General features: G+C 70.9%; 9 protein-coding genes. 4 read left to right on the forward strand and 5 right to left on the reverse strand.

The features are described from left to right. Window positions 1-14: 14 nt before the first annotated feature. The 3 genes from AB0389_RS18415 (at window position 15) to AB0389_RS18425 (ending at window position 4,486) form a co-directional block, all read left to right on the forward strand. Entirely contained in the window at window positions 15-2,306 is a 2,292-nt protein-coding gene (locus tag AB0389_RS18415; protein ID WP_366396454.1) for an MMPL family transporter, read from the forward strand. After that, window positions 2,303-3,037, forward strand: coding sequence for a siderophore-interacting protein (locus AB0389_RS18420; RefSeq protein ID WP_366396455.1), 735 nt, complete (start codon window positions 2,303-2,305; stop codon window positions 3,035-3,037). Before AB0389_RS18415 ends, AB0389_RS18420 begins: the two co-directional genes overlap by 4 nt. 69 nt (window positions 3,038-3,106) lie before the next feature. Continuing rightward, entirely contained in the window at window positions 3,107-4,486 is a 1,380-nt protein-coding gene (locus AB0389_RS18425; RefSeq protein WP_366396456.1) for a hypothetical protein, read from the forward strand. Between the two features lie 3 nt (window positions 4,487-4,489). Here AB0389_RS18425 and AB0389_RS18430 read toward each other — a convergent pair whose 3' ends face one another. Genes AB0389_RS18430 through AB0389_RS18440 form a run of 3 tightly spaced genes read right to left on the reverse strand, consistent with a single transcriptional unit; the run spans window position 4,490 to window position 7,147 of the window. After that, complete coding sequence (locus tag AB0389_RS18430) at window positions 4,490-5,272, reverse strand: ABC transporter ATP-binding protein (protein WP_366396457.1); 783 nt, start codon at window positions 5,270-5,272, stop codon at window positions 4,490-4,492. After that, on the reverse strand, window positions 5,269-6,030 hold the full coding sequence (gene cbiQ / locus AB0389_RS18435; RefSeq protein ID WP_366396458.1) for a cobalt ECF transporter T component CbiQ: 762 nt from the start codon (window positions 6,028-6,030) through the stop codon (window positions 5,269-5,271). The genes AB0389_RS18430 and cbiQ overlap by 4 nt, the downstream gene beginning before the upstream one ends. 1 nt (window position 6,031) lies before the next feature. Next, window positions 6,032-7,147, reverse strand: a complete 1,116-nt coding sequence (locus AB0389_RS18440) for an energy-coupling factor ABC transporter permease (RefSeq protein ID WP_366396459.1) — start codon at window positions 7,145-7,147, stop codon at window positions 6,032-6,034. Window positions 7,148-7,369: 222 nt separating this feature from the next. Between AB0389_RS18440 and AB0389_RS18445 the strand changes: the two genes are divergently transcribed. Then, entirely contained in the window at window positions 7,370-7,786 is a 417-nt protein-coding gene (locus AB0389_RS18445; protein WP_366396460.1) for an SsgA family sporulation/cell division regulator, read from the forward strand. 239 nt (window positions 7,787-8,025) lie between these two features. Here AB0389_RS18445 and AB0389_RS18450 read toward each other — a convergent pair whose 3' ends face one another. Both AB0389_RS18450 and AB0389_RS18455 read right to left on the reverse strand, forming a co-directional pair. Next, complete coding sequence (locus AB0389_RS18450) at window positions 8,026-10,287, reverse strand: MMPL family transporter (RefSeq protein WP_366396461.1); 2,262 nt, start codon at window positions 10,285-10,287, stop codon at window positions 8,026-8,028. 150 nt (window positions 10,288-10,437) lie between these two features. Beyond that, complete coding sequence (locus AB0389_RS18455; RefSeq protein ID WP_366396462.1) at window positions 10,438-11,010, reverse strand: TetR/AcrR family transcriptional regulator; 573 nt, start codon at window positions 11,008-11,010, stop codon at window positions 10,438-10,440. Window positions 11,011-11,306 lie beyond the last annotated feature (296 nt).

Consider the following 11,306-nt stretch of genomic DNA (forward strand, 5'->3'; position numbering starts at 1 on the left):
CTACGGTCGAGGACATGGCAACTCTTCTCTACCGTCTCGGCAGAACCGCATACCGCCGCTGGCCGGTCTTCCTGGCCGGGTGGCTGATCGCCCTGGTGGGTGCCGGTGCCGTCGCCGGCGCGTTCTCCAAGCCGATGACGAGCAGTTTCGCTATTCCGGGCATCCCTTCCATGCGGGCCGCCGAACTCCAGCAGGAACTCTTCCCCGGCGCGCAGGATGTCGAGGCACCGACGGTGACGATCGTCGTCGCCGCACCGAAGGGCGCGAAGTTGGCCGAGGAGCCGTACGCGAGCGCCGTCGCCCGTCTGGTGAGCGGTGTTGCCGCCCTGGACCACGTCCCGGGCCCGGTCGCCGGTCCGGTCGAGGCCGCTGCCGCCCTCCGTCGGGCGGCGGGGGACTCGCCGGAGCAGCTCGCCGCGACCCTGCCGATCTCGGCCGACGGCCGGGTGGGCACGATCGACTTCGCCTTCGACGTCCCCGAGGTGGCGAACGTGACACCGGCCATGAAGGCCGAGGTCATGGACATCCTGAGCAACGCACGCGGCACGGGTCTGCGAGCTGAGGTCTCGGGACCCGGGATGGAGACCATGGCCGCCCCGGACAGCACCGCCGAGATCATCGGCATCGGTGTCGCGCTGGTCATCCTCGCGCTGACCTTCGGTTCGCTGGTCTCGGCCGGTATGCCGGTCGTCTCGGCAGGTGTCGGCGTCGGTCTTGGCGTCCTGGGCATCACCGCGCTGACCGCGTTCGTCGACGTACCGGACACGACCACGATTCTGGCTACGATGCTCGGCCTTGCCGTGGGCATCGACTACGCGTTGTTCATCCTTGCCCGCTACCGCGGTGAACTCCAGCACACTCAGGACCGCGAGGAAGCCATGGGCATCGCGGTGGGCACCGCGGGCTCGGCGGTCGTGTTCGCCGGCCTGACCGTCATCATCGCCCTGGTGGCGCTCGGCGTCGTGGGCATCGGGTTTCTCACCGCCATGGGCCTGGGCGCCGCCGCGACCGTCGCCGTCTCGATCCTGGTCGCCCTGACCCTGATACCGGCCGTCGGCGGCATGCTGAAGTCGAAGATCTTTGGCGGACAGTTCCGCCGCTACGTCCCGGCCCGTGACCGGTCCGGCAGAGTCCTCAACCACGGTGTGCGCTGGGCTCGCACCGTAGCCAGGGCTCCCTTCGCATGGATTCTGATCGTGGTGATCGGCCTCGGGGCGCTGGCGCTGCCCTTCAAGGACCTCCATATGGGGCTGCCGGGCGACTCCACCGCTCCAACGGACACCACCGCCCGCAAGGCGTCCGACCTGATCACCGAGTCGTTCGGTCCCGGCAAGCTCTCTCCCCTGCTGGTCGTCGTCGATGGCCGGGCCATCACGCCCGCGCAGCAGCAGCAGCGACAGCAGCAACGGCAGCACGCATACGACCAGGTCACCGCATGGGCTGCCGGACAGGACAACGTCGCCCACGCGGCCCTGGTCGGCACAGGCGAGAACGGCGCGATGGTGCTGGTGCAGTCGACCGCCGGCCCGGAGTCGGTCGCGGCCGAGAACCTGCTGCGCGATCTGCGCGACACCGCGGCCATCGAGAAGCGGACCGGGGTCACCATCGGCGTCACCGGAACCTCGGCCGTGCAGTCCGACATCTCGGCCAAGCTCAGCGATGCGCTCGTGCCCTACCTCGGCATCGTCATCGGGCTCGCGTTTCTCTTGCTGGTCCTGGTGTTCCGCTCGATCCTGGTGCCGTTGACCGCCACCTTCGGGTTCCTGCTCTCCATCCTGGCCACGCTCGGCGCCATGGTCGCCGTGTTCCAGAAGAGCGCCTTCGGGTGGTTCCCGGGCCAGCCGATCGTCAGTTTTCTGCCGATCTTCCTCATCGGCGTGGTGTTCGGTCTGGCGATGGACTACCAGGTCTTCCTGGTGACCCGTATCCGCGAGGCCCATGTCCGCGGTGCCTCCCCGCACGAGGCGGTGAGGGACGGGTTCCGTAACTCGGCGCGCGTGGTGACCGCCGCTGCGCTGATCATGACGGCGGTGTTCTCCGGCTTCATCTTCATGGAGGACACAATGATCAAGTCGATGGGCTTCGGCCTGGCGGTGGCGGTCGTCTTCGATGCCTTCGTCGTACGGATGTGCCTCATCCCCGCACTCCTGTATCTCATGGGCGACAAGGCGTGGTGGCTGCCGAGGTGGCTCGACCGCATCCTGCCCAACGTCGATATCGAGGGAGAGACCCTGCACCGCCCACGCCTCGCAAGCTCCGTCACCGGCACCGATGACCAGCAACTGACCAAGGCAGGCACACGATGAACGACATCAACGACCCATCGTCCGGCAGCGGTCGGTTCGACCTGAGCCGGCGGCTGCTGCGCGGCGGTTACATCGAGGAAATCGAGGACCTCACACCCACCTCCAAGCGGATGCGGCTGGCCGGACCCAAGCTGACCGGTCTGAACTGGCAGCCCGGCGACCACATCCGGGTGCGGATCGGAAGCCTGCTCACGCTGCGCACCTACAGCGTCTGGGACGCCGACCCCGACCGGGGGTGGATCGACCTCGTCCTGTTCGACCACGGCACCCCCGACAGCATCGGCCTCCAGTGGGCCGAAGCCGCCCGCCCCCGGCAGTACGTGGTGTTCATGCGCGACGCCCGGGCGATCCGCCTCAAGCCCGACGCCCGCTGGCACCTCTTCGCCGGCGAAGAGACCGCCGCGGCCGGCTTCGGCTCACTGCTGCGCGCCCTGCCCGTCGACGTTCCCGTCTTCGGCGTCCACCAGGCCGCCACCGAGGCCGACCACATCGACCTGCCCCGGCCCCTGACCCGGATCGCACGCCACGGAGCCCCCGCGGCCTCCTCCGAGCAGCTCGTCGCCGCCGTCGCCGCCCTCGACCTGCCCGACACTCCGGGCGCCGCCTACCTGGCCGGCGAGGCCCGCACCATCCAGATGATCCGCGGTCACCTCGTCAACGACCGCGGCTGGAACCGCCGCGACATCGTCACCAAGCCCTTCTGGACACCCGGAAAGCGCGGAATGGACTGACGGAGCGAGGCCGGCAGCCAAGGCGGCTCCCCCCGCACCAAGCCCCGGGAGGGGCACTAGGTTGGCCCGATGACTCACCTCCACCACCCACTGCTGTCCGGGCTGGGGCGGAATCCGGCGGCCCCCGAGGACGTCCTGGTACGCCTCGCCGCGCACCCGGCCGGCCGGCACGGAATAGCGGGGCATCCCGGCCCGCTGCCGGATGCCGTCGTCGAGGCTCTGCTGGCGTACGGCGACGGTGGCGTCTCGGTGGGCCGGCGCAGGGACCGGCTCTCCCCGGCGATGCGCCGCCGGATCGCCGGGCATCCCGATCCGGCGATCCGCGACGCGCACGCGGACTTCGTCCGCTCCATGGTGGACGTCGAGGTGCCGATCGGCATCGACGACCTGGAGGAGGCGTACGGCCGGCCCCGTACGGCGCTCGTCGGCGCGCCAAGTCCGTTGCTGCGCGCGGCGGTCGCGCGGGCCTGGCGCGACCGGCCCCTCGCCGTACACGTGGAGCTGCTCGCCGACCCTGATCCCATGGTCCGCGCGACGGCGACCGGGCACGGGCAGCCTGCCGTGCCGCCCGAGTGGCGGGACCGCTGCCTCGCCGACCCGGCCACGCGGGCGAACGTGGCGCGCCACACCCCGCTCACCTGGGACCAGTTCGTACAGCTCATGCGGAGTGAGGACGAGGAGGTCCATCAGGCTGTCGCGGAGAACCCGTGTCTGTCGTCCGCGATGGTGGCCCGCATCCTGGAGATGGACGCGGCCGGGGAGATCGACGATCCCATCGTGCGCGTCGCCGTGGCCCAGAGCCGCCATACGGACCCCGCGACGCGGGACCGGCTGTACGCACACGTGGAAGCCGACCGCGCGAGCGGAAGCACCAGGGCCGACGTGGCTCTGAGCTGGTACGGCATCGAGCCGGACTGGCTGCGCGAGGCGCCCCTCGAAGAGCGGCTGACCTACCTGGACTGCCCGCACACCGCATTCCGGAACGTACTGGCCTCCTGCCACGACCTGCCCGACGAGGCATGGCGTCAGCTCGACAACGACCCGGAACTCACGGTCCGGCGCACCGCCGCCCGCCGCCCAACCGCTCCCCCGGAGGTCCTGGAACGGCTGGTCCGCGCCCACGGCGAAACGTTCCACATCCGGCCGCTGCTGGTCGACCACCCCCGCTTCCCCCGGCACACACTGCGCACGCTCGTCGACGAACCGAGCGCGAACGTCCGCTACGTAGCCCTCCAGGACCCGGAACTGCCCGTACCCGCCCTGGAACAACTCGCCGCCGACGCCGAGCCCTTCGTGCGCCGAGGCGTCGCCGGTCACCCCAACATCACGAGTGAACTGCTGACGCGGCTGCTCTCGGACCCGGACCCCGAGGTGGCCGACGCCGCCGCCGCCAACCCCGCCCTGCGGCCCGCCGAGATGTACGAGATCCTCGCCACCCACACGGGATGACGGCTACGCGGTTCCGGAAGGGGCCCGTACCGCCCCCGGGTCGAAGCCGAACGGCAGCTCCAGCCTGTGCGCGCGCATCAGTTGGTCGTCGGCGAGCAGCGCCCCCGTCGGGCCGTCCGCCGCGATGACGCCCTCGCTCAGGACGACGGCGCGCGGGCAGAGTTCGAGCGCGTACGGCAGGTCGTGCGTGACCATCAGCACCGTGATGTCCAACGACCGCAGGATGTCGGCGAGTTCGCGGCGGGACGCCGGGTCGAGGTTGGACGACGGCTCGTCCAGGACCAGGATCTCGGGCTCCATGGCGAGTACGGTCGCCACCGCGACCCGGCGGCGCTGGCCGAAGGACAGATGGTGCGGCGGCCGGTCCGCGTACTCCGCCATCCCGACCTGCCGCAGCGCCGCCACGACCCGCGCCTCCAGCTCGGCGCCGCGCAGTCCGGCGGCGGCGGGGCCGAAGGCCACGTCCTCCCGTACGGTCGGCATGAAGAGCTGGTCGTCCGGGTCCTGGAAGACGATGCCGACCCGGCGTCGGATCTCGGCCAGGTTCCGCCGCTCGACCGGCAGCCCGGCGACCGCGACCGTACCGGCGCCCGCCGTGAGAATGCCGTTGAGGTGCAGGACGAGCGTGGTCTTGCCGGCGCCGTTGGGGCCGAGCAGCGCCACGCGCTCGCCGCGCGCGACGGTCAGATCGACGCCGAACAGGGCCTGGTGGCCGTCCGGATAGGCGTACGCGAGGCCGCGCACATCGAGGGACGGCGGAAGCGGTACGGAGTCGGGGTCGGTCATAGCGCCCAGCCAAGCAGACACACCGCGAGCGCCGACACCGGGAGGGCCGCCGCGTACGTCCACTGCGTCCGGTCCGCGCGCACCTCGTCGATCACCGGCATGGTCCCGGCGTACCCCCGGCTGACCATCGCCAGATGCACCCGCTCCCCGCGTTCGTACGAGCGGATGAAGAGCGCGCCCGCCGACTTGGCGAGCACGCCCCAGTGCCGTATGCCCCTGGCCTCGAAGCCGCGCGAGCGCCGGGCGATCGACATCCGGCGCATCTCGTCGGTGATCACATCGCCGTAGCGGATCATGAACGACGCGATCTGGACGAGCAGGGGCGGCAGCCGCAGCCGCTGGAGGCCGAGCAGCAGGGCGCGCAGTTCGGTGGTGGAGGCGAGGAGTACGGAGGCGGCGACGCCCAGTGTGCCCTTGGCCAGCACGTTCCAGGCGCCCCACAGGCCGGGGACGCTGAGCGACAGACCGGCGAAGGTGACCTGCTCGCCCGGGACCACGAAGGGCATGAGCACGGCGAACGCGACGAACGGGACCTCGATCAGCAGCCGCCGCAGCAGAAACCCGGCGGGGATCCGGGCGACGGCGGCGACCGCCGCGAGCAGCAGCGCGTAGAGCGCGAACGCCCAGACCGCCGTGCGCGGGGTGGAGACCACGACCAGGACGAAGCCGAAGACGGCGGCGAGCTTGCAGTGCGGCGGCAGCGCGTGGACGGGCGAGTGGCCGTGCCGGTAGAGCCTGTGGGCGTGCCCGGCGCCCATGTCAGACGTTCCCTGCGGGTACGGAGGGCTCGCGGCCCGAATCGCCACCGGCCGCCCCCGGCCCCTGCCCCTCGGACGTACGCCGCCGCCGTACCGCCCAGAAGACCCCGCTGCCGACGGCGACCGTGGCGCCCACCCCGATCACCCCGGCGAGCCCGCCGGAGAGCCGGCCGTCGGAGATGTCCGCGACGCCGTAGCCGGCGAGCGGGGAGCCGTCGGTGTGGTGCGCCTCGGTCTTCTCGTCGATGCCCTGGTCGGCGGCGACCTTCTCCAGGCCGTCGGGGCTCGACGAGGCGTAGTACGAGACGAACCCGGCGAGGACGAGCGCGGTGACCAGCCCGGCGATCCGGACGTTACGCGTGGACGCGGACACGGACGCGGACCGCACCGCTACAGGCGCAGCCCCCGGAACCGCCGCCGGAACCGCCGCGTCCACCAGCTCCCCGCCCACCCGCAGCTTCAGCGGCGCGGTGAGCCCCCGCGCCCCGTACACCAGGTCAGGGCGTACGGCGATGACGGCGCCGACGGTGAGCGCCGTGATCACGGCCTCGCCGATGCCGATCAGCACATGGACCCCGGTCATCGCGACCGCCACCCGGCCGATCGGGATGTCCGTCGTCCCCCCGAGGGCGTACATCCCGGTGAAGGCGAGCGCGGCGGCCGGTACGGAGACCAGCGCGGCGACGAAGGACGCGGCCGTGATCGAGCGGCGGGTGCGCGGCAGGATCCTGACCAGGCCGCGGAAGAGCGCGTACGCGACGACGGTCGTCACGACGGCCATGTCGGTGATGTTCACGCCGAGCGCGGTGAGCCCGCCGTCCGCGAAGAGGATGCCCTGCATCAGCAGGACGACGGAGATACAGAGGACGCCGGTGTACGGGCCGACGAGGATCGCCGCGAGCGCCCCGCCCAGCAGATGCCCGCTGGTCCCGGCGGCGACCGGGAAGTTGAGCATCTGGACGGCGAAGACGAAGGCGGCGACGAGCCCGGCCAGGGGCGCGGTGCGCTCGTCCAGCTCGCGGCGGGCGCCGCGGAGGCTGACGGCGACGGCGGTCGCCGCGACGGCGCCGGTGGCGACCGAAACGGGCACGTTGATGAATCCGTCGGGGACATGCATGGACCGATGATCGGGCCTCTTGCGAATGGTTTGCAAGAGCGTGAGCTACGCGACATGCCGAGCGGAGTTATTTGTACTATTAAATGCAGTATGTCACTCGATCCGCCGAGCGATGCCCCGATCGAACCCCCGAGCAGTGCCCGGAGCAGTGCCCGGAGCAGTGCCCGGAGCAGTGCCCGGAGCAGTCCCCCGAGCGATCCGCCTCCGCCGAGGAGCGATTCGATGTCCCCCGTCGTCGAACAGCCCGCCAAGGCCCGTCTGATCACGGACGCCCCCATGGACGCCCCCCAGTCCAGACCGGTCACCGTCGCCCTCCGCCACGACGGCGCGGATCCGGGGACCGTACGGATCGCGTTCCCGCCCGAGGTCTCCGCCGACGGGGACGAGGTGGTCTGGGCGTTCGCCAGGGCGCTCCTCGAAACCGGTCTGCGGCAGCCCGCGGGGGACGACGGCGACGACGTACGGGTGTGGCCGTGCGGCCGGGCGCAGACGGTGGTGGAGTTCCACTCGCCGGACGGGGTGGCGGTGGTGCAGTTCGACTCGGCGCCGCTGCGCAGGTTCCTGGAGAGCACGTACGCGCGGGAAGAACGGGAGGAGCCCGCGGACCGCACGGACCGCGGCCTCCTGCACAGAAGCTGAACGGAGCCGAACGAAGCTGAGCGAAGCCGAACGAAGCCGAACAACCCCCCGCACCCAGCACGTACCGCGGCCCGGCCCCACACCTCCCACCGAGGTGTGCGACCGGGCCGCGTGTTCCGCTCCGGCTCCCGTCCCCACGGTGCCGCAGCGATCCGGAGCCGCGCCCCGCTCAGGCGGCGGCCCCGGAGTCAGAGGGGTGGTCCGGGCTCAGGGCCCGGACCACCGACGGGGGTCGGGGATCAGACCCGTACCAGCTGCCGGTCCGCGTCGGGACCGCCGTCCGAACCGCCGTCCGAGCCCTGCGCCGGAGCCTTGTCGTACTTGCTCAGCGCCTCGCCCTCGACGTCGACGTTGGGCAGCACCCGGTCGAGCCAGCGCGGCAGCCACCAGGCCCGCTTGCCGAGCAGCGCGAGGACGGCCGGCACGATCGTCATGCGGACGACGAACGCGTCGAAGAGGACGGCGACGGCGAGTCCGAAGCCGATCATCTTGATCATCGACTCGCCGGCACCGATGAAGCCCGCGAAGACCGCGATCATGATCGCCGCGGCGGCCACGACCACCCGGGCGCTGTGCCGGAAGCCGGTGACGATCGCCTCGCGGGGCTCCTCGCCGTGGGCGAACGCCTCCCGCATGCGGGTGACGAGGAAGACCTCGTAGTCCATGGCGAGGCCGAAGACGATACCGACCAGGAAGACCGGCATCATCGCCATCACCGGGCCGGTCTGCTCGACCCCGATGAGGCTCGCGAGCCAGCCCCACTGGAAGACCGCGACGACCGCGCCCAGCGTGGCGACGACGGAGAGCAGGAAGCCGAGCGCCGCCTTGAGCGGGACCAGGATCGACCGGAAGACCAGCATCAGCAGCAGGAACGCGAGACCGACGACGAGCCCGAGGTAGGGGATCAGCGCGTCGTTCATCCGCTGCGCGAAGTCGATGTTCATCGCGGTGTTGCCGGTGACCAGCACCTCCGCGCCGTCGTCGGACTTGACGGTGGCGCCGGTGTCACGGATGGAGTGGACCAGTTCCTCGGTGGAGGTCGAGGAGGGCCGGTCCTTGGGGATGACGGTGATGATCGCGGTGTCGCCCGCCTTGTTCAGGGTGGGCGGCGCGACGACGGCGACATGGTCCAGCTTGCCGACGGATTCGACGACCTTGTCGGCCGCCTCCTGGGTGTTGTTGCGGGCCTTGCCGTCGACGACGACCATCAGCGGCCCGTTGAAGCCCGGGCCGAAGCCGTCGGAGAGCAGGTCGTACGCCCTGCGCTGGGTGGTGTCGGTCGACTGCGAGCCCTCGTCGGGCAGCCCCAGCTCCAGCGAGGTGGCGGGGATGGCGATCACACCGAGGCCGACGACCGCGGTGAGCATGACGGCGACCGGCCGGCGCAGGACGAAGCGCGCCCAGCGCGTGCCCATGTTGGGCTTGCCCTCGGGCCGCGTCCCGGCGGCGGCCTCCGCGGCCTTCGCCTCCATCGCGTTGCGCTCCTTACGGCCGAACACCTTCTTGCCCGCGAACCCGAGGGCCGCCGGTACGAGGGTGAGCGCGACGAGGACGGCGACCACGACCGCGCCGGCCGCGGCGAAGCCCATCTTGGTGAGGACCGGAATGTCGACGACGACCAGACCGGCCAGCGCGATCACGACCGTCAGACCCGCGAAGACCACGGCGGATCCGGCGGTGCCGACGGCGCGTCCCGCGGCCTCCTCCCGCTCCCGGCCCTCGGCCAGTTCGGACCGGTAGCGCGAGACGATGAACAGGGCGTAGTCGATTCCGACCGCGAGTCCGATCATCGTCGCGAGGCTGCCCGAGCTCGTCCCCAGGTCGAGGGGGCCCGCCAGCGCGGTGATGCCCGCGAAGGAGATCCCGACCCCGATGATCGCGGTCAGCAGCGGCAGCCCCGCCGCGATCATCGAGCCGAAGGTGATGACGAGCACGACCGCGGCCAGGGCCACCCCGACGGCCTCGGAGGATCCGCCGGCCTCGGGCTCGGCCTGGAGGGCGGTGCCGCCGATCTCGACCGTCAGCCCGTCGGCGCGCGCGCCCTCGGCGGCCTCGGTGAGCGCGTCGCGGCTCGCGTCGGTCACCGTCGCCTGGTCGACCTTGTACGAGACGGAGATGTAGGCCGTCGAGCCGTCCTGCGAGACGGCGTTCGCGGTGTACGGATCGGCCACCGAGGCGACCTGGTCCGAGCCGCTCTTCAGCTCGCCGATGATCTTGTCGACCTCTGCCTTGTGCGCGGCATCGGTCATCTTCTCGCCATTCGGCGCCTTGAAGACGACCCGAGCGGTCGCACCGTCGGCGGTGGCTCCGGGGAAGCGCTGTTCGAGCAGGTCGAAGGCCTTCTGGGCCTCCGTGCCGGGTATGGAGAAGGAACTGGCGGCGGGGGTGGACGCGGAGACCGCGCCGACCCCGGCGAGCGCCAGCAGTGCCACCCACACCAGGGCGACATAGTTGCGGCGCCGGAAGGCGAACCGACCGAGCTTGTAGAGGAACGTGGCCACGAGGGCGTACTCCCGGGTCTATGGAACGAACAGGGCATGGGGAGCCGGCCCGACGGCAGAGCGGTACGCGTCAGGTATTGCGGGTGCTGCGGGGTGGAACAGGTCCTACGGTCCTGCGGGTCCAACTGGTCCTGCGAGGGAGAGAAGGACTCAGACGCCGAGGGCGGGGAAGACGACGGCGTCGATATAGGTACCGAGGAACGCCTGGTCCGGCGGCAGATCCTCGATCAGCTGCCGGGCCACGAAGGCGCCGACCAGCATGTGGGTGACATATTTCAGCGCGGGACTGTCCGCGGGGATCTCGCCCCGGTCCACGGCCCGCTGGAGCAGCACGTGAAGCCCGTTGATCTCGGGCTCGATGAGCAGCTCGCGCAGCGCCTGGTGCAGATCGGGATTGTCGTGCACGGCATGGAACAGACCCCGCATCAGCGCGGTGTCCTTCTCCACCTGGCAGTCATCGGTGTGCGAGACCATCGCGAGGAAGTCCCCGCGCAGCGAACCGGTGTCGATCCGGTCCGACTGCAATGGCTTGTTGCTCCGCATCGCCCGGACGACCAACTCGGCCTTGCTCCCCCACTGGCGGTAGAGGGTGGCCTTGCTGGAGTGGGTACGTGCGGCCACGGCGTCCATGGTGAGGGCGTCGTAACCGACCTCGCGCAGCAGATCGAGCACGGCACCGTACAGCTCGGCCTCACGTTCAGGCGTGAGTCTGCTGCGTGCCATGGCCTTCGACCTTCCCGAACGAACGAAACGGTTTCGTACAGTACGAAGATAACCCTACCCCCAAGCGAAACGGACCCGTTTCGCTTGTGTCCTGCGCCACATCACGGTGGGCAACACGGCGCTGGCCGCCGCGCTGCCGTCTCTCGTCCCCGACGAACTCGAGTGGAACACCTCTCCGGCACTGGATCCGTACTGCACGGCGGTGTACGACTTCACGCACTGGTAGACGCTCGGCCCCTTCGGACGGCCACAGGCCCGAAAACCCGCGTTCAAGAGGCGCGCCACCCCCGACGAGT

It is taken from the genome of Streptomyces sp. NPDC093109 (genome assembly GCF_040701725.1).
In the GTDB taxonomy this organism is placed as follows: domain Bacteria; phylum Actinomycetota; class Actinomycetes; order Streptomycetales; family Streptomycetaceae; genus Streptomyces.

Coding starts and splice junctions, on each gene's coding strand:
- AB0389_RS18425 (WP_366396456.1), top strand. CDS start 3,107: ATGACTCACCTCCACCACCCACTGCTGTCCGGGCTGGGGCGGAATCCG.
- AB0389_RS18420 (WP_366396455.1), top strand. CDS start 2,303: ATGAACGACATCAACGACCCATCGTCCGGCAGCGGTCGGTTCGACCTG.
- cbiQ (WP_366396458.1), bottom strand. CDS start 6,030: ATGGGCGCCGGGCACGCCCACAGGCTCTACCGGCACGGCCACTCGCCC.
- AB0389_RS18440 (WP_366396459.1), bottom strand. CDS start 7,147: ATGCATGTCCCCGACGGATTCATCAACGTGCCCGTTTCGGTCGCCACC.
- AB0389_RS18455 (WP_366396462.1), bottom strand. CDS start 11,010: ATGGCACGCAGCAGACTCACGCCTGAACGTGAGGCCGAGCTGTACGGT.
- AB0389_RS18445 (WP_366396460.1), top strand. CDS start 7,370: ATGTCCCCCGTCGTCGAACAGCCCGCCAAGGCCCGTCTGATCACGGAC.
- AB0389_RS18430 (WP_366396457.1), bottom strand. CDS start 5,272: ATGACCGACCCCGACTCCGTACCGCTTCCGCCGTCCCTCGATGTGCGC.
- AB0389_RS18415 (WP_366396454.1), top strand. CDS start 15: ATGGCAACTCTTCTCTACCGTCTCGGCAGAACCGCATACCGCCGCTGG.